The organism is Anaerocolumna aminovalerica (assembly GCF_900115365.1).
GTDB lineage: Bacteria > Bacillota > Clostridia > Lachnospirales > Lachnospiraceae > Anaerocolumna > Anaerocolumna aminovalerica.
Genome location: NZ_FOWD01000016.1, coordinates 19,699 through 37,137, shown reverse-complemented (window position 1 = coordinate 37,137; position 17,439 = coordinate 19,699). Strand labels below are relative to the sequence as shown.

18 protein-coding genes are annotated in these 17,439 nt (G+C 46.6%); 3 read left to right on the top strand and 15 right to left on the bottom strand.

Going from position 1 to position 17,439, the window contains the following annotated elements; all coding sequences use genetic code 11:
* Nucleotides 1-39: 39 nt before the first annotated feature.
* The 15 genes from BM183_RS10435 to BM183_RS21380 form a co-directional block, all read right to left on the bottom strand.
* The gene (locus BM183_RS10435; RefSeq protein ID WP_330392401.1) at nt 40-279 is read right to left on the bottom strand and encodes an SHOCT domain-containing protein; all 240 of its coding nucleotides are present in this window, start codon (nt 277-279) and stop codon (nt 40-42) included.
* 105 nt (nt 280-384) lie between these two features.
* A complete protein-coding gene (locus tag BM183_RS10430) occupies nt 385-1,107 on the bottom strand; it encodes an N-acetylmuramoyl-L-alanine amidase (protein ID WP_091686750.1) in 723 nt (240 codons plus the stop codon).
* Nucleotides 1,104-1,517 (bottom strand): phage holin family protein, encoded by a 414-nt coding sequence (locus tag BM183_RS10425; RefSeq protein WP_091686748.1) that lies wholly within the window; start codon nt 1,515-1,517, stop codon nt 1,104-1,106. Before BM183_RS10425 ends, BM183_RS10430 begins: the two co-directional genes overlap by 4 nt.
* Nucleotides 1,518-1,599: 82 nt before the next feature.
* Nucleotides 1,600-4,071: a glycosyl hydrolase family 18 protein gene (locus tag BM183_RS10420; RefSeq protein WP_091686747.1), complete on the bottom strand. Its 2,472-nt coding sequence runs from the start codon at nt 4,069-4,071 to the stop codon at nt 1,600-1,602.
* Entirely contained in the window at nt 4,068-4,637 is a 570-nt protein-coding gene (locus BM183_RS10415) for a hypothetical protein (RefSeq protein ID WP_091686745.1), read from the bottom strand. Before BM183_RS10415 ends, BM183_RS10420 begins: the two co-directional genes overlap by 4 nt.
* Nucleotides 4,638-4,858: 221 nt before the next feature.
* A complete protein-coding gene (locus BM183_RS10405) occupies nt 4,859-7,378 on the bottom strand; it encodes a phage tail spike protein (protein WP_091686742.1) in 2,520 nt (839 codons plus the stop codon).
* A 4-nt stretch (nt 7,379-7,382) separates the two neighbouring features.
* Nucleotides 7,383-8,156 carry a distal tail protein Dit gene (locus tag BM183_RS10400; RefSeq protein WP_091686740.1) on the bottom strand — a complete coding sequence of 258 codons (774 nt, stop codon included), beginning with the start codon at nt 8,154-8,156 and terminating at the stop codon, nt 7,383-7,385.
* Nucleotides 8,157-8,168: 12 nt separating this feature from the next.
* Nucleotides 8,169-10,637: a phage tail protein gene (locus tag BM183_RS10395; protein WP_091686738.1), complete on the bottom strand. Its 2,469-nt coding sequence runs from the start codon at nt 10,635-10,637 to the stop codon at nt 8,169-8,171.
* 213 nt (nt 10,638-10,850) lie between these two features.
* Complete coding sequence (locus tag BM183_RS10390) at nt 10,851-11,237, bottom strand: hypothetical protein (RefSeq protein WP_091686737.1); 387 nt, start codon at nt 11,235-11,237, stop codon at nt 10,851-10,853.
* A 3-nt stretch (nt 11,238-11,240) separates the two neighbouring features.
* On the bottom strand, nt 11,241-11,840 hold the full coding sequence (locus tag BM183_RS10385) for a major tail protein (RefSeq protein WP_091686735.1): 600 nt from the start codon (nt 11,838-11,840) through the stop codon (nt 11,241-11,243).
* A gap of 1 nt (nt 11,841) precedes the next feature.
* On the bottom strand, nt 11,842-12,186 hold the full coding sequence (locus BM183_RS10380; RefSeq protein WP_091686734.1) for a hypothetical protein: 345 nt from the start codon (nt 12,184-12,186) through the stop codon (nt 11,842-11,844).
* Complete coding sequence (locus tag BM183_RS10375; RefSeq protein WP_091686732.1) at nt 12,183-12,614, bottom strand: HK97-gp10 family putative phage morphogenesis protein; 432 nt, start codon at nt 12,612-12,614, stop codon at nt 12,183-12,185. The genes BM183_RS10380 and BM183_RS10375 overlap by 4 nt, the downstream gene beginning before the upstream one ends.
* Entirely contained in the window at nt 12,607-12,933 is a 327-nt protein-coding gene (locus BM183_RS10370) for a head-tail adaptor protein (RefSeq protein ID WP_091686730.1), read from the bottom strand. The genes BM183_RS10375 and BM183_RS10370 overlap by 8 nt, the downstream gene beginning before the upstream one ends.
* A 2-nt stretch (nt 12,934-12,935) precedes the next feature.
* The gene (locus BM183_RS10365; protein ID WP_091686728.1) at nt 12,936-13,244 is read right to left on the bottom strand and encodes a head-tail connector protein; all 309 of its coding nucleotides are present in this window, start codon (nt 13,242-13,244) and stop codon (nt 12,936-12,938) included.
* A gap of 18 nt (nt 13,245-13,262) precedes the next feature.
* Nucleotides 13,263-13,886, bottom strand: coding sequence for a hypothetical protein (locus BM183_RS21380; RefSeq protein WP_330392400.1), 624 nt, complete (start codon nt 13,884-13,886; stop codon nt 13,263-13,265).
* Nucleotides 13,887-13,920: 34 nt separating this feature from the next.
* Between BM183_RS21380 and BM183_RS10355 the strand changes: the two genes are divergently transcribed.
* The 3 genes from BM183_RS10355 to BM183_RS10345 all read left to right on the top strand — a co-directional run bounded on the left by BM183_RS10355 (nt 13,921) and on the right by BM183_RS10345 (nt 17,435).
* Nucleotides 13,921-14,475 (top strand): MerR family transcriptional regulator, encoded by a 555-nt coding sequence (locus tag BM183_RS10355; RefSeq protein ID WP_207650145.1) that lies wholly within the window; start codon nt 13,921-13,923, stop codon nt 14,473-14,475.
* 948 nt (nt 14,476-15,423) lie between these two features.
* Nucleotides 15,424-16,884, top strand: coding sequence for an AlkA N-terminal domain-containing protein (locus BM183_RS10350; RefSeq protein WP_091686725.1), 1,461 nt, complete (start codon nt 15,424-15,426; stop codon nt 16,882-16,884).
* 11 nt (nt 16,885-16,895) lie between these two features.
* On the top strand, nt 16,896-17,435 hold the full coding sequence (locus BM183_RS10345) for a methylated-DNA--[protein]-cysteine S-methyltransferase (RefSeq protein WP_091686723.1): 540 nt from the start codon (nt 16,896-16,898) through the stop codon (nt 17,433-17,435).
* Nucleotides 17,436-17,439: the final 4 nt, after the last annotated feature.

Genomic DNA, 17,439 nt, shown 5'->3' with positions numbered 1-17,439 from the left:
GTGACATATTACCTCTGAAACGAAGTTATATCAACGATTTCAAGGCATAATCTCGGCTAATAGCGGCGAGAAAGTTTTGCGATTTAATTCGGTTATCTTGTTGAATTCCGACAAGGTAATTAAATCTTTCTCAAGCATAGAAGTGAGTATTTGCTGCGCTCTCACATAATCAACTTCGCGCTGCATTTGCTCATGCGGAGTAGAGTTCACTTCACCATCGATTTTCTGCCCTTCGCCAATAGGGCAACGCATTAACTCAAGTTTCTGTTCATTGAACACGAGAAACCACCTCCTCGCTATACGGAGAAAAGTGGAGCGTTTTATACACCTATAAATAAAAAAAGCCCGCAGAGTTTTTATGCTCCGCGGGCATGATAATAGTTATCACGAATATTTAATGAAAGCATCCTTAAATCCTGCCGCCTTAACTTTCTTAAGCATGGCGTCAGCATTTGCTTTGACAGAGTATGCACCGACTTGAACTCGGTACAGTTTCTTTGGATCGGTGGAGGTAGGCGCTTCTATTGCTGACAGCAACTTTTTAACTTCGGCACGGAAAGTATCCATTGACTTCCCGTGTTTAGGAAACCAGTGCCCGGGGTCGGCATGGTTACTGGCGATACCGCGCTTATGCCCTTCGTAATGCCCAATGATCACGTCATCTGCCATTGGGTCGAGCTTGTACTCTTTGCAAAGATAGGCGCATAATTCAGTTGCTTCTTTATACACAGCATTGAAGTAGGCGGCATCGGTCAGTCCATCTTCACAAATTTCAAAACTGATATGAGTATCGTTGACTGAGCCTTTTGAACCGGAGCCACCATGCCAACCTCGATGATTCCACGGGAGGGTTTGGTATGTTGCGATACTGCCATCCGCCAGTTTGCCAATAAAGGCATGTACACAGACCTGCCGCCCATCCGGCTTATCCTGATTCCAATGGTTATTATACTGGTTCTTGCCCAACAGACCGTCATCTGGACCCACATAGCGTTTGAGGTTTGGGTTATTTGCCCCGGTAGAATGCACCATGATACCCTTAGGAGTGATAGTTCGGCCTGCTTTGTAGCAAGCATTGTTGGTCAAAATGAGTTTATGGAGGTTCATTTCGTTTCGCCGTCCTTTCCATGAAGCTGTGCCAGCACACCTTTTAACTTTTCAGGCACAGGTAGCCCAATAGCCGTGGCATTCTCAACAAGAGAAATACCCTCATTAGCAATGTAGAAGAAGATAATCGCTGTACGAAGCGGTGCTCCCGTGCCGCCGAGCAGGTAAGTGTCAATGAGATGACCAATACCGACCACAAGGAATAGCGCTACCTTCTTGGCGATACCCTGTGCTCCGATTCGGCTGGAAAGCTTCTTCTCCACAATTGCACGAAGCACACCAGTGATGTAGTCGACAACCACAAAGGCAATGAGTGCGTAAAGGAAACCGTCTAATCCGCCTAAATACCAGCCAAGGGTTCCTCCAATGGCTGTAAACACAACCTGAACCCAAGTCCAAATCTCTTTCATTTTCCTTTTACCTCCTGTTTTTTCGCATAAAAAACGCCTGCTAAAATAAGCAGGCGCGAATGCCGATATTAATGATTATTCTTTAACTCTGTTTCGGGAGTGCCTCCCAAAGCCGCAAGTCTTCCTGACCGAGTGACCATAAGGCAAACCCACGCAAACCCCATCGGTATGCAGCTTCATTTGCCCAGTATACGATCGAATCTACGTCTTGGTAGTAGACGATACCAAAACCATCCCCATCGCCGAGGAATATCCTCGAGCACCAGACATTGATATCACGTGGTGTGAATTTTGCAGTATAGTCAGCGTTGCAGGGAATGTATAGCATCGCTGAATGCACAAAGTCGTAATCCATCGAGATATCCTCACTTCTGGTAGAGGATTCCTCCACATCTGAGGTAATCGTAAATACCTCGAATTCATTGTCCCATGTAACGTTATTCCGGGCGATCCTGCCGTAAGTTTCGGTAGTACCGTTTGGCATCGTCACATCAAAAGCTTCATACGGCTCGTAAGTCCAGGCATCGCCTAAACGCAGAAGTTCACACTTGATTTCATTGTCCGACCGAATACCACAATAACCGCTTGTCGGTGATACCGTGGCTGTGAAGCGGAGGGTGTTGCTGTTTCCGGAATAAACCCTCACGCGGTTGCCGCGTTTCCTCATTTCGATGAGATACATATTGGGGTTTGTTCGGATATCGGAGACGGGTGTTTTAGAGTAAGCTGATCCATAACTGCCGAGCAAAACAGATCCTTGATAGAGTTCCACTTGCTGCGTGTCAATGTTGATACAACAGAAGATGTTGCCAATAAATACCCCAGCGCGCCCGCTTCCGTTATGAGGGAAAGCAAGCCGAGCTCGAAGATGAACATCAGAGAAACTGTCATATCTCCAGGCAAGCTGGCCACTACCTTCCAGCTGTGAGTAAACCCTGCCGGTTGCATATTCATCGCTTCGCCAGACTGCCCAATTGCCTGAAAGCGTAGTCCAGTAAGTGCTTTGCAGTGTGATGGGGTCCCGGAAGTCCTCATACCACACTAAAGCCGAGTCGGGTTTTCTTCGAAGAATCTCGGTGGTCAGCTTGAAGCCTTTGTCCGGAACAGCCATACTCCCGTTCACGTCCTTGAAACTGCGCGGTGAGAGTTCAAAGGTAGCTGAACCCGCTGAGGGCCGTTCTGAAAACGATGAGCAAAGACGAAAGCCATATAATTGTGCGCCAATCACACCTCCGTCAACGGTGATGGTGTGTTCTCCTGCCGACAAGCTGTGCTCTTTGGCAAGAGCCACCCAGAAGGTGCTTCTCCAATATGGCCACCATAGGCGGCTTTCGTAAAATCCGACCGAGGAACCGTCAAGTGAAATGTTGATACCGTTCTTATCCCAATACGGAAAGCAGATACGGACGGCAACATCATAAACTCCCGATTGCGGAACGGTAAATTCGTAGGTGGCTGTACCCGTTTCTGATGAGAGCGTAATCATGCCGTTACCAATAACCACACCCTCTGTATAACTATCCGGCACACCGTCCCGGTCAATATAGATTGTGCCAAACTCTGCCTTTTGTGTTTTTCCGTAGCAAGTTAAGTATCGTCGGCGGTTGTAGGTTTCCCCGATGATAGGGGCTTCTCGGTCGGTTGCATCGCCGCCCTCAGCATAATCGTATACCTGAGGGAGCATATACGGTACCTGATCGTAATCGTCCCAGTAGGCAAGCCACGGTATCATCGGCTGCGGAGGAGCATTACCCGTGAAGTTATACCCGCCTTCCGCCCATATTTTAGCGGCATAGTAGGTAAGCGACACGCCACGATATGTCTTGCCGAGGTCTGCAGGGTTTGCATATATCTGCCACTCCCAACCGTAACCCGGCAAACCCATATAGATCTTTTGCGGTTTCATTACTCTTGCGGCATAATCATACACACCGACAAGCCAGTCCCGCGGAGAGACAGGACCCGGTGCACTGCCAGCCCAAGCCATACCGTAGGACATAATCGCTGCCGTGTCGCAGTACGCATCGAGATCGGCATAGACACACCAGTTCTCACCGCCGACAGAGCCTTGGACGCCAGTCATACCGGGTAAACAGATATTGACCAGTTTTGTGGGATTGTACGCTTTGACGGTTTGGTATATATCGCGAAAGAGGATATTTGCTGCGTCCTTGTTCTCATACCCACCGCCGCGCTCCAAGTCGATATCCACACCAGCGCACCACGGGTATTTCTGCATGATCCGCACTAACTCAGATAGAAACTTAGTCTTTGCACCATTTTCGTTATTCCGCAGAGCAGTGAATATAGAAGCTGTTCCGTGATTCATCACGGTAAGAAACCAACGCACTTTGGGCCATTTGTTGATGTATGGCATCATGCTGGATATCGGTGTACCTGTTTCGGTTATCGTTCCTGATATGTCCACCTCAAAGGTGAAAATGCCGACGGCTTCAAAACGGTCTCCGTAATTATTCAAGGCTTGGTGCATTCGGGTGTTGCCCATGAACGACCATACCATGCATTTCTTTCCCTTAAGATAATCCCTGCTCATAAGCGCGGATCTCCTTCCATCATTTCTACATATTCAAGGTAGACCCTCGCCGATTTTCCACTTTCCAGCTTAATCTGATGCTTACTGTCATAAGCTGCGGTATATTGATAAAATCCATCCTTGGATGTGGGACTGCCATTTCGCAGACATTCCCTTGCCACAGCTTTTAAGGCAAATTCATCACCCGCATTCACCGCCGATGTAAATTTGCACTTATGTGAACCCATGCCCTGTGAAATTTCAATGCTTCCCGCCGACATTGGCTGTTTCGGATAGATATATAAATCAAGACCCGCTGAGGTTTCTCCGGTGTTAAAAAGGACAAGAGTCGCACTGCCACGCACCACGGCATTTTGGTAGCGAGGAGTATTTCCGCTATTTCGGAGCATAACGTTGTTGTGGGGCGTATAGCCTGTCAGTTTGTCGCCTTCTTGAAGTTGAAGGTCGGTATAGTAAATCTCGCCAGTACAGTCGGCAATGAGAGGACGGAGGGTGACGTTCACGATTCGTTTTTCCTCTTTGAGCTTAATTACCTCTGCAAATCGGATGAAGTTGTTAATGACCATAAGTACCACCTACCCATCGAGAGTCCATTGAATTTCACAGACATGGCCGACCCAGCCCGTGGCAACGACACCTGCTTGAAGCATTAGATCAGTGAAGAATACTTCTCCCGTGCAATTCTGTATAACGAGTCGAATGGTGATGGAGCGCAGCCTGCCATAACCTCTGGGTGATGCATCCCGCGCCACTTGTTGAAAAGATACCATGCAAATTCACCGTCCTCTCAATACAAATCAATAAATCGTGTTTCGGTTGTCCCGTCCTCGTATTCAAATACCACCTCGATACCGACCTGTCCGTTCGTTCTCTTGCTTAGGTTATTCGATCCTATTTGCGCCGATATGGTGTAGTTGCGTCTTGATGCCGGATAAACTGTTTGTGCCATACTTTTGGTCATATTCGCCACGCCAACTGCCTTAAAGGAAGCTGTACCGGACACACCGTTTTCAGTATCCACTTCAAAACCGCTATTTTGCCAATAGGCGAAGCCGTCGTCGGCTCGGGAATTTCGCAAATGATTAAAGGGAACCATATCTTTAATTTCCTGCCCAATGAGGTTGCTTTGGTCGAACTGGTCAGCAATCGTCGAGGAGGAAGAGTCGCCCAGTTCTCTAAGTTTGGTGGAGAGTTCCAGTACGGTTTTCCATGGCTCTTGAAGGTTGTACTGGCGGCGTACAATTCGTGTTTTAATGGTCAGATTCAAATCCCTGTCATCAACGGTTACAATGTCACCTAAATCCCATCGCTCATGCTCATAGCCCGTCAGCACGGACAAATCCATCGCCGATAGGACATAGGATACGCGGGGCTTTGCATATTCGGCAAGCCGCATATTGGTAAATTCAAGCATCTGATAGGGGTTTGTAAAATTAGAACAGTCAAGGGTAGCTACCCGAACCTCGCTTGAATAGCTGAAGTCCTCCACGTAGTCCTTGCCACCATTGATTGCAGCGAACGTCATGCCGTCCTTACCGATAGCATAGAGCCTCGTGACAAGGGATCGGGTATCGACTACACGCTTAATCCCGGTCAGGTTTTTACGGTAGGCAAAGAGCGCTCCACTGTCTGTTCCGCTGAATGTCAGTAAATCCACACGTCTGTCCCGACTGTGGAATACCAAATCGCCGCCATGGATGTTCTGTACCATTCGAAGTATGGAGAGTGCGTTTTTTTCTTGGCAGGTCCATGTTCTCAGGGTGGTTACATTTACTGTACCGACTTCCCAGCCTGTACCTTCAAGTGCAAATGCCATCGGGACAGCGGGCAGGTCAGCGTTAAATTCAACTGGTTGTTTCTCTGCAGAAAAAGTCAGGTCATAGAATGCCGCTTCCGCATAGACCGTTGTGAGTATACTATTGCCATCCGAGCCTTTTTCATCAGTCATTGTCCGAATACGATAAACATCCTCAGCAATTTGTACCTGCTTCTCGTTGTCGAGCATTATGCGCTTCGGGTCACTGTAAGGCAACTTGAATTCCAGGGTGTCCGCTCCGTTGATCTCGCCCGTAACAATGATGTCATAAGCATTCTCCAGAACCGTTTCCCACGCTCCGTTCTCATCCAAAATAACAGGGCGGGCAAACCCCAGTTTCTCATACGGAGATTTGGGGATATCATGAAGCGTTATATCGAGTAGCTTTGGTGTAACCGTTGTATCGCTGGTGGTGAGCGTTACCCTGTAGCGGATATATGAACGATTCGGCGAGGTCAGTTCGCCGTTTGTGCTAACTGCCTGCCATGCCGACCAGTTCTGCATATCATCTGAGGTTGATGTTTCTATCAGTGAAATGGACGTGACACCCGAGGTGTATTCACTTGTTGCAGATACTCGACCGCTCCCGGCAAGGCTGCATTCGGTGGCAATAGTCGTCAGTTGGCCGCTTTCGGGGTAGAGATTACCAATTCCCTTACGTAGGGTGACAACCCCCGGCTCAGTTAACGCATCCACGTCACCCGAAGTGTCTCCTCCATTTGCAAGCATTGCTTGACGGAAGTAGTGAATCAAGTCATCAATAGCTAAATTGCTGTCTGTTTCAAAGAACCACTCATCCAAGCCACCTGCGTAGTAATACTGGTTTGCGTGCATTCCCATAACGATATCCGCTACACAGGATGGATTCAATGTACCAGTAAATGTTCGCAAAGGGGCTGTCCAAACTACACCGTCGGCACGGTTACACAGAACTATCTGAGATGTTTTTTCCGTCACATTTATGATCGCAGAGAGAAAATACCAACCACCATTGACCATGTTGAATCCAGGTGTTTCGGTTTGGTCAAGGATAAGCGTTCCTGATGAATTATAGAGCATCATTCGCGGCCGCCCTTGATAGAGGGAGATATAAAAAATAGGCTGACCGGGTCCTTGCCTTGTATTGAAAAGCGGAATGTAGTTCTGCCCTACAGAATAGGTGGTCGGGTTAATCCAACCGCCGACGGCAATTTTCTCACCGAGATCAGAAAAGAACGTACCGTCGTTGGTGGCGACAAGGTGCGTTTTTTCTGTGGTCGGATTGTTGATGTTCATTCGGAAATACCGCCCAAATCTGCCGTTTGGTAAAGAAGCGGTTGTGCCGCTCCATCCAGAGACAGTAAAATGCCGTCCGTTGGCGGAAGAGTCTGCAAGGCGAGTATTACTATCCGGCGTGGATTCGTTGAAACGCCAGAGTGCTGATGTTTTTACGGTTGCAGGAATCTCGCCCGTAAAGTCTGTTTGAGAAGTCAATATGGATTTTACCGCCATGTCCTCACCTCCAACGGCTCTTCGCCTGTATTTGCAGTTCTGTAAATGTCGCACCGATTGCCGTAATGGTTATGATGTTCGTTCCTTTGCGGAGAATTGGAAAATTCAACTCTTGAAGCAGAGGCAGACCATTACGGAGCGTTTCGCCAGTGCTGTCTACCACCTTGGCAGTAACTAATCCGCTGTCGATGATGAGGGTTTCTCCGGCAGCCAAAGGCCCGACAACACGAAGTTCTTCGTCATTTGTTTTCAACGACACATAGGTTGATGACCCTGACGGAATGATGCCTTTCAAAAGGAAGACAGGCAATGAGTCTGTATTTCCTTTACTCCTCGTGACTGTATTTGCACCTTCCTGGGTTAACGTAAAACTCTCGTCCGTCAAAGCGTAGGCATGTGGGTCGGGACAGACGAAGTTTAAGTCAAATGCACCTGCCGAGCGAATAAGTCGTTCACAGTTCACGGCATCCTGCAGTCTCGCTGTGAAATAGCGGTCGGGGACATCGTCAAACACAAGCTGTTTCAGCCCTTTTTGGGGATCTAACCACTCGGCAAGGCCGTCTAACACTCCAACCAGAGAAGCAAGATTGTGCATTGGAGCAATATTACAGCTCACAGTTATGACCCGCTCTGCGCTATCACTGCCAAAGTCTGCCACACCTGGCTTGCCGGGTATGGAAACAAAGGAATTACGCAAGGGAGGCGAAGCCTGCCAAGAGGTCAGACGAGCCTTGACGTTCATGCTTTGTGATGAAATTCCGTTGAAAATAAAGCCCATGCCAACACCTCCTTATGCCGGGCTAAACCGTCCCTGCGCCCGCGAGCCGGTCTGCATCAGGTTATAAAGTTCCTGTGATATTCTTCGGATGTCATCCTCGCTGCGGACAATCATCTGCTGTATGTTGATGAGCGAAGGCATACCTGATACCGCCAAGCCGCCATGACTTCCTGTCACATCACCCATATTTATGCCAGGCGTATCAAAAGAGGTGGGGATAGCGTTCTGCATATCTTCTGCGACTTCATCCATCGCCCGTTCGAAGCCTACACCGATACCTTGACCCATGTTCTCGCCAAGTCCGGCAAATAAGGTAGATGGAGAATGGATACCGAAGAAGTTTTTGATGCCGTCGACGATCCCTCCGAAGAAACCGGAGATTTTACCCCAAATCCAATCGGCGACATTTGAAATACCCTGCCACAGACCCTTGATTAGGTCGCTGCCGACTTGCACGATTTTACCGATGTTACCGGTGAATCCTTTCACGATGGCGGTAATAATCTGGGGTATAGCTTTTACGATTTCCACGATGATGGTTGGCAGGTTCTTTATCAAGGACACGAAAAGCTGGATGCCCGCCGCCACAAGTTGCGGAATACTCCCGATAATTGCGGTAATAAGCGACGTGATGATTTGTGGTATCGCCGCCACGATAGCTGTTATTATCTGCGGTAGATTTTGAACCAACGATACTAACAGCTGAATCCCTGCGTCAATAAGCTGTGGAATAGATCCGAGGATCGCAGAAATCAATCCCTCTATGATTTGTGGGATTGCCGCCACAATTGCCGTGATGATTTCAGGCAAGGCATCTACTAAAGACACGAGAAGTTGAATTCCAGCATCAATAATTTGCGGAATAGCCCCAATGATAAAATCTACAATGCCGAGGATAATTGCTGGCAGAGCAGCGATCAATTGAGGTAGTGCATCCAGGATGCCCTGTGCTAATCCGAGAATCAGTTGAAGGGCGGCATCAAGTATCATAGGCAGGCTTTCAATTAAGCCTTGAACAATTGTGATCACAGCGTTCACTGCTGCCGGTATCAACTTTGGAAGTGCATCGGCGATGCCTGTAACGAGAGTGGCCACTAATTGAACCGCTGCATCAATAAGTAATGGAAGGTTATCAATCAGCGCACCCACAATGGTCATAACGGCATCCACGGCGGCGGGGATGAGTTCGGGCAAAAGCGTCAAAATCGTTGTCAGCACCTGTGTGAAAAGATCGACTACCGTAGAGAGCAGAGTCGGAAGCAAATCACCGATTGCCTGTAGTATCCCGTCGAGGGCAGGCGGCAATGCCCTTACTATATTCTCAATAACTGGAACAATGTTTTTCACGACGTTCTGGAACGCTTCGACCACATTACCAATCAAAAGTCCGACATCAGCATTGGCATTACCCAAACCTGCCATCAAGTTTCCTATAGCTGATTGCATCCCCGCCATAGAGCCAGCTATTGTTTCCGTGGCTTCCAAAGCAGTCGTTCCTGTGATTCCCATTTCGGTCTGAATGACATGGATCGCTTCCGTCAAATCGGAAAATGAAGAGAGGTCGTATTTAATGCCGGATATTTTTTCGGCATCAGCCAAGAGTCGCTCCATTTCAGATTTTGTGCCGCCATATCCCAGCTTCAGATTGTCGAGCATCGTATAGTTTTGCTTGGCAAAACCCTGATAGGCCGTCTGAATAGCTGACAGATCCGTCCCCATTTTATTGGCATTATCCGCCATATCAGTAATCGCCATGTCCGCAACCTGCGCCGCTTTTGCAGTATCACCGCCGAGGGACTGGATAAGACTTGCCGAAAAGCCCGTGACAGTTTCCATATATTCGTTGGCGGACATACCGGCGGTCTTGAAAGCATTTTCAGCATACTTCTGAACAGACTGCGACGCTTCACCAAAGAGTGTATCAACACCGCCGACCAGTTGTTCGTAGTCCGCATAGGCGGATATGACTTCTTTGCCAAGTTTAATGGCAGCGGCTCCGGCAGCCACAGCCACAGCGCCCATTGCCACACCAATGCCTTTTAGGATGCCGCCCAGTTTCTCGAACTTTCCACCAGACTTTTCGGCGCTGTCACCAGCGTCCTCAAGTTCCTCACCAAGGTCGTCGGCTTCTTCCGCGGATTCTTCTAATTCTCGCTCCATGTTGTTAAGTTCTGCGTTGGCATTATTGAGGGCAATCTGCCAGTTTTGAGTGCGGCGATCATTTTCACCAAAGCTTTCGGATGCATTTCGAAGAGCGGCTTCAAGGGTGGAGATTTTCTCCTTCTGGGCATCGATTGCTTTATTAAGGACTTCGTTACGGGCAGCAGTAGCCGCTATGGATTTGTCCTGTTTGTCGAATTCGCTCGTTACCAGCTTCATTTCACTACCGAGCACTTTGAATGACTGGTTTATATCACGCAATGCGTTTTTAAATTCCTTTTCGCCCTCGACGCCTATTTTTAATCCAAAATTGTCAGCCACTTAAAACACCTCCCTCCGTAAAAAATCAGATGCCATCAGGGATGACATCTTCAATAAACAGTTCGCGCTTTGGCTTGACCATTCCGAGGAATTGGCGATGGCATTCCCACAGGTCCAGCAATTGTCCAATTGGGGTAAGCCACGTTTCCTCTTCGGAGCGATTCAGATGAACCGTACCGTAATATAAAAGTCGGGTAAACAACTCATCGTCGCTTACCCGACCTCGGCGTTTTTTGACTCACTATCCTCGCTTTCGATGTTACGAGCCGTTCCTTTAAACATCGCCTCAGTAATTGCCGACTTATATACCGCCAGTTCAAGTGGCGAGGTGAGCAATTCCACTTCTTCCTCGGTCAGCAAATCTTTTGGTTTTTCCTGGTTGTGTAGGTTGTTGATGAGGATGGACTGATTGGCAAGTAGCGTAATCAGCCAAATAATCTCATCCAGAGCCATCTCGAAGTTTTCTGACCTCATTAACTTCTCTCCCAAGTTGTCCAGCCCGCCGTATCGTTTGGCGATTTCCTTTGTGGCGCGAGTGGATAAAATTAGCTCATATTCTTTGTCGCCGATTTTGATAACGGCGCTTCGTTCGTTATCCATGCATTAAACCTCCAAATCCGTGTCAAATTCAGGTTCGTATACTTCCGTATACCAATCACTGGTCACAACCGGTAGTACATCCACATCATCTTCGTTAACTTCCGCTTTCCATGGATGACGACCATTACCGTCCGGTTTATTGCGTCGGGAAACAGTGCCTTCAATACTTGGCGTTGAAAAGGTGATACTATCACCCTTGGTGGCAAGATTGGTGGACGGAATGCCGAACTTGACGCGGTAAAGCCAGAAGTAGCGATACTTACCATTCGCTTTTTTCGCTCGAAATCCAATAGCGACAGGCTCGCCACCATCCTCTGAAGCAGAGATAAGAACACCGTTTTCATCTGTGGTCGCGCCCGTCAGTTTTGCGGCGACGGTTTTACCAATGTCGTCCACACCAAGGGTCAGTTTGCCGTTCTTGAATTCCTTGATAATTTCGGCGGCACCGTCATCCGCCCAAAGTGTCGCTTCCGCAAGTTCGATTGATAGTTCAGCTGAGATTGCCTTTGCTAGCATTACCGGAGCGCCGTAGGTTTCGTAACCCGTAGTAGGCGCTTCGGTGATTGGTGCGTAGTAGAGTTTATCAAGCCCAATTGTAGCCATGTTAAATTTCCTCCGTTTCGTATTCTTTCGCCACATCGATGGCGTAGTGGTGATAGCCGGTGTCATCCTCGTGTCCGATATACCGGCGGTCGGTAATAACAAAATCAGCTTGGAGGAGCATCCTCACAAGCTGATTCTTTCTTTGCAAATAGTTGTTTTTACTGAACAGCGAGATTCTGACTTCGCTTACATCCGCCAGCGGCTTATTATCTCCGTAAACGGCAAAGGTGTCAGTAAGCGGGGTCAGTACCAGGTATTCATCAGGAGCTACTCCGCTGAAGACGCCTGTTTCGACAGGGATATTTGCGGCTTCAAACAGTGTGTTCAGTTCAGATAATATGCTCATAGCTTCTCAATCTCACTTTCCAGCTTATTGGTCATAGCCTCAATGCAAGCACCTCTTGATCTGCTTTTGGCAGGTTTCAGAAAAGGCTTCGGAGGCTGTCCATGTTTTCCGTATTCGAGGATGTTGGCAAGTTTGGCATTGCTGCCGCCGTCAGAGCGCGGCTCTGCAAAGCCTATTTTCACGTTGAAATTACCGTTTCTGTCCTGCTTCGCCGGAGATACACCAAGCGCAGATTCAAGTTCTCCGGTGGAGCGGCTTTTAACCTTTGTGTTTTTACCGACCACAGAAGAAAGATTGCTTTTTACCTTGTCATATACGACTTCAGCACCGGCTTCAAGAACCTTCGGTATAATCTCATCGGTCTTTTCAGCCAACCTTGACACTTTGAGCAGGAATTCCTCCGGCATCTTGAAATCGACCTTAGCCATCAGCGCTCACCGCCAATACTTCAAGATACATTCCTCGGCCCTTTACATTTTCAACCGAGTATATGTTGTAGCGTTTGCCTTCGCAGACGATAACATGGCGGTTGTGAAGAGCAAGTCCTGGAATCGTGCGGAGACGGAACAAGGCATTCACTTCATCTGATTGCGCCATGTTACGCCACTTTTCCGTAGAGTTTTTCTGCTCAAAATATGCCCTGACTGACGCAAGAGCAGTATCACCATGACTAACAAAACCGTCAGCATCCTTCGTGGGGTCGGTTGAGATAATATCGATGAATGTGTTTATTTTTCCAAAACTCATACTCACACCTTCCAATCCCGGTCAAGTTTAAGAAGAAGGTTGACCGTATTCCATACCTGCTGTCCGGCCTGAACGTTGTCGGCGAAAAAGCCGCCGGTGCTGCCGTCCCGGCTCTCATAAAAATGGGACGACAGCATAATGACGGCCTGCTCTGTGGTAGGCGGCATAGGATGGTCCTTGTAGAATTTCTCCGGAAGGTGCTGATAGCTTTCGGCATAGGATACGGCGGCGGTGATGTACATCTGCAGGAGTTCATCGTCCGCCGTATGCTCAAGAATAAGATTTGCCTTTACTTTTTCAATCAGCGTCATTCCGCCACCGTCCTTTCCTTATTCTTCTGTTTCCGGTTCCGCGATGACAACAGTGAATGTGGCTTCGGGATAACCGGATGACCAGAGAGTGAACGACTTCGGCTGATTTACGATTTCGTCGCACTTCAGCCACATCACAATATCTCCGGCCTGCCCGCCGACAGCAGCAGCTTCATCTGCATCGGCTGAGGTCAGCTGACTACCGTTATACTTAACTGCCGTGATGGCAGGAAGTCCTGTGGTTATGAGGATGGCAACCCATTTGTGGGTTCCTTGTGCGGGGGTCGAGCTTTCATACGCAATTAGCCCGTCAACCGGAACAGTGACTGTAATGACATTGTCCTCGATAGTGATGGATTCGACTTTGTCTTGATTGGCTGTCATATCTTCGCTCAGAGCAGTGGTGACATTAGCAACTGAGACATTCCATGTATCGGGTTTCATCAGTCCTGTGTCCTTCAGTTTCAAAAGCAGCGCGTTGAGGTCGTCCTTGAGTCCGGCAACATTTGTAGCAGTACTTGCGGCTTGATTCGGTGCAGAAGGAAGCCCCGTTACCGAAGCTCCTTCCTTAATTTCAAGCGTTCCGCCTATAACAGTTTTCTCTCCACCTTGTTCGGTGTAATTCTTAGTGTTATAGCTCATATTGCACCTCCATCACGCTTTCTGTTGGAGAACCTTGATAGCCTCCGGCAGAATCAATTTGCCGTCTACACGCTGGGTAGCCATAAAGCCTAAGGATATTGATATTCTTAGTTTAATTGAAATCCAACTTTCTAATGTACAAGAGGAAATTGTTCAGAAGCAGCAACTTTTTGGCAAGTTGCTTAAATTAAAGGAAAGGATTAAAGATAATAAAAATTTATCTTTAGAAGATATTCAAGAAATTGTACCATTTATTAATTTATCAGCAGATAAATTTTTTACCAAGGAACAACTTGTAGAATTAAAAGATCGCCTTAGTAGTTTTAATTCAGAAAAAGAAGCTGGTTCAGAGTGGTTTGAATTCATTTCTAAATTAAAGTATTGCTATAAAAATAAATTATCTAAGACGGATATAACAGCAATAGAATGTATTGAGTATTGGAAAAGCATTACAAGTCAGTTAATAGGAGAAGATGAGCAAATGAAAAATTCAATATTTGAATTTCATGCTTCTCAAAATAATATGCAGATGAGATATGGGCTTACTGATGAATTATTTAAGTATTTAATGAGTTTCATGAATAATTAAAATGACGGTTTGTTAATTACTGTTTAAGATAAATACTTTCCACCAGGGAATTACTAGGTACTCACGTCATCTTTATTGTCACCTCAAGGCACGTGGAGAGTGTGATACTACTACATCGGAAAAATATCTAAGAATCCATGATTTTAGGCACTTTGAGAGGTTTTTTCAGTTTTCATAAAGTGACCGAAAAGGGAAGAAAAAAGCAATTTCTGACGGGGTGAACGTGTCAGTGGTATTAGATATGGTATCCGGGAACACATCTGAGTAAGGTTAACATTTTTACTATTTTTCGTTATTCAACTAAACAAGAACATGCCGTGAGACCGTTCATTTTCAAGCTAATTGAGAATGGATGGTCTCTTTTTGTTTTCAGAAATATATTTTAGAGAGACAGCTTCTACCATATCTGTTTCTGTAACATCTTCATTATCTGAAAGCAGCTTTTTAATAAAAAAATGCTTTAGCTTTTCCAGTATCCAGTATCCGTTTTCTATACGGGCAAGAAAAAGAAAAGCCTCTCGATTAGATTCAATAGTTTCCGTGATTTTTACAACACGAATCCAGTTAATACTTTTGTGCTTTAACAGTTCTAAAAAAGCTTCGCGAATAGCTCGTTTTGTCTTTAAAGAGCGCTATCATCCATAACAGTATCCTTTCCGTGTACGCTTCATAATACGTGTTCATATATACTATCGCTGTGATTGCCGATTGATGCAAAAATTATTAATAAGTATTAAATACATGTGTTCAATATTCAATAAGTGTATATGAATGACTTTAATGGTTGATTATGGTTTTGAGTTCGCTTGTGATTTCAAGTTATGGTTTATTTAAACAAATTAGAAATGACGGATTTTAGTTCTGCCTAGAAAGGCATGTCCGAAAATAGCTAGATAATTTTAAGGAATATGCTATAATAAATAAAAATTAGACAAGGAGGCGAAAATAATGATAGCAAAGGATAATGGCCTGTACGCCGCGTTTGTAGCAAAAGACCCACGGTTTGACGGACGCTTCTTTGTAGGTATATCATCCACCGGGATTTACTGTCGTCCTGTATGTCGGGCGCGGCAACCGAAAGCTGAAAACTGTACGTTCTATTCTACTGCAGCGGAAGCCGAACTAGCGGGATATCGCCCTTGCCTTTTGTGTAGACCGGAACTTGCACCTGGCACTTCCATAACTGACGCGTCTACGGTATTGGCTCATAAGGCCGCAAGAATGTTAGAGAAGAACTGCGGAATGGGACAGAGCATAGAGGAACTTGCCAAACGGCTTGGTTGCACTGATAGACATTTACGTCGAGTATTCACAGCAGAATACAACGTATCTCCAGTACAGTATCTTCAAACATGCCGTTTACTACTTGCTAAAAATTTACTTACAGATACGAATTTAAATGTCATTGATGTTGCTATGTCGGCGGGCTTTGGAAGTTTAAGACGCTTTAATGATCTTTTCAAAAAGCATTATAATCTTACGCCGACAACATTAAGAAAACAAAGTGTAGCAGGAAAGGAAAAGGATGGTAATATTACGTTAGCTTTAGGCTATCGCCCACCCTATTGTTGGGAAGAAATGTTGAACTTCCTTGCCGGACGTGCAATAACAGGAATTGAAGTGGTAAAAGATGATGAATATATGCGTACTGTACATTTAGAAAATACAGAGGGAAAGCATGTGTACGGTTGGGTACGGGTGGGCCATAAGCCCAAAAAGAACGTATTGAGCGTTACCGTGAGTGAAACTTTGCTATCTGTACTTCCGCAAGTATTGGCACGGATACGACACTTATTTGACTTATATTGCAATCCGGACGTGGTGTATGAAACACTCCGGGTAATGAACCACATTCGCCCTAATCTTTGCGTTTTGGGAACCCGTGTGCCAGGGTGCTTCAACGCCTTTGAAATGGCAGTACGGGCGGTGCTTGGACAGCAAATTACCGTCAAGGCGGCGAGTACATTGGCTGCAAGGATTGTTGATGCCTACGGTACGCCGGTTCAAACAGGTATTGAGGGATTAACCCACATTTTCCCCTCTCCTGAAGCTATATTAGCTCTGGATGGCCCAATTGAAAATCATTTTGGCCGTTTAGGTGTTATCGCAGCACGTTCAAGAACGATTTATGAACTGGCACGGACAATCGTACAGGGGGAAATTGATTTTGACCTTTGTACCCAACCGGAGGAGGAAATGAAAAAGCTGATGACTATTCACGGTATTGGAAGCTGGACAGCACAATATATCGCAATGCGTGCTATGGAATGGCCTGACGCTTTTCTTGAAACAGACGCCGGCATCAAAAAAGCATTACAGCCTTATACATCAAAAGAATTATTGAAAATGGCTGAAAGCTGGCGGCCGTGGCGCAGCTATGCCACCGTCAATCTTTGGAACTCGTTATAAGGAGGTAAAATATGTATTATTCAACAACATACCTGTCACCCTTAGGGAGGATTACGCTTGCATGTGAGGGTGATAATCTCGTTGGTGTATGGAACGAAGGGCAAAAGTATCATGGTGCGGCTATATCCGAGCAAATGACTGAAAAGGACGATATGCCGGTATTTGACGCGGCTAAAAAATGGCTGGATGGATACTTCGCCGGTGAGAAGCCCGCCATTTCCCAATTGCCGCTGGCTCCAATCGGTAGCGAATTCCGGCAAAACGTATGGGCTATTTTATGTGAAATACCATACGGAGAGGTTATTACTTATGGCGACATTGCCAAGAAGATGGCGGCAAAGATGAACAAAGACCGCATGTCAAGTCAAGCGGTAGGGGGAGCAGTTGGCCATAATCCCATATCTATCATTATTCCCTGCCACCGGGTTGTAGGCTCAAACGGTAGTTTGACAGGGTACGCCGGAGGCGTTTATACAAAAGTAAAGTTGCTTGAATTAGAGGGTGTTGATATGTCCCGCCTGTTTATACCCAAAAAAGGAACTGCACTTTGAACTC

Excerpts from the sequence above, each read along its gene's own strand:
- BM183_RS10345 (WP_091686723.1), top strand. The coding sequence starts at position 16,896 with ATGTATTATTCAACAACATACCTGTCACCCTTAGGGAGGATTACGCTT.
- BM183_RS10390 (WP_091686737.1), bottom strand. The coding sequence starts at position 11,237 with ATGGATAACGAACGAAGCGCCGTTATCAAAATCGGCGACAAAGAATAT.
- BM183_RS10425 (WP_091686748.1), bottom strand. The coding sequence starts at position 1,517 with ATGAAAGAGATTTGGACTTGGGTTCAGGTTGTGTTTACAGCCATTGGA.
- BM183_RS10420 (WP_091686747.1), bottom strand. The coding sequence starts at position 4,071 with ATGAGCAGGGATTATCTTAAGGGAAAGAAATGCATGGTATGGTCGTTC.
- BM183_RS10375 (WP_091686732.1), bottom strand. The coding sequence starts at position 12,614 with ATGGCTAAGGTCGATTTCAAGATGCCGGAGGAATTCCTGCTCAAAGTG.
- BM183_RS10405 (WP_091686742.1), bottom strand. The coding sequence starts at position 7,378 with ATGGCGGTAAAATCCATATTGACTTCTCAAACAGACTTTACGGGCGAG.
- BM183_RS10415 (WP_091686745.1), bottom strand. The coding sequence starts at position 4,637 with ATGGTCATTAACAACTTCATCCGATTTGCAGAGGTAATTAAGCTCAAA.
- BM183_RS10400 (WP_091686740.1), bottom strand. The coding sequence starts at position 8,156 with ATGGGCTTTATTTTCAACGGAATTTCATCACAAAGCATGAACGTCAAG.
- BM183_RS10380 (WP_091686734.1), bottom strand. The coding sequence starts at position 12,186 with ATGAGCATATTATCTGAACTGAACACACTGTTTGAAGCCGCAAATATC.
- BM183_RS10365 (WP_091686728.1), bottom strand. The coding sequence starts at position 13,244 with ATGACGCTGATTGAAAAAGTAAAGGCAAATCTTATTCTTGAGCATACG.
- BM183_RS10350 (WP_091686725.1), top strand. The coding sequence starts at position 15,424 with ATGATAGCAAAGGATAATGGCCTGTACGCCGCGTTTGTAGCAAAAGAC.
- BM183_RS10430 (WP_091686750.1), bottom strand. The coding sequence starts at position 1,107 with ATGAACCTCCATAAACTCATTTTGACCAACAATGCTTGCTACAAAGCA.
- BM183_RS10370 (WP_091686730.1), bottom strand. The coding sequence starts at position 12,933 with ATGAGTTTTGGAAAAATAAACACATTCATCGATATTATCTCAACCGAC.
- BM183_RS21380 (WP_330392400.1), bottom strand. The coding sequence starts at position 13,886 with ATGAGCTATAACACTAAGAATTACACCGAACAAGGTGGAGAGAAAACT.
- BM183_RS10385 (WP_091686735.1), bottom strand. The coding sequence starts at position 11,840 with ATGGCTACAATTGGGCTTGATAAACTCTACTACGCACCAATCACCGAA.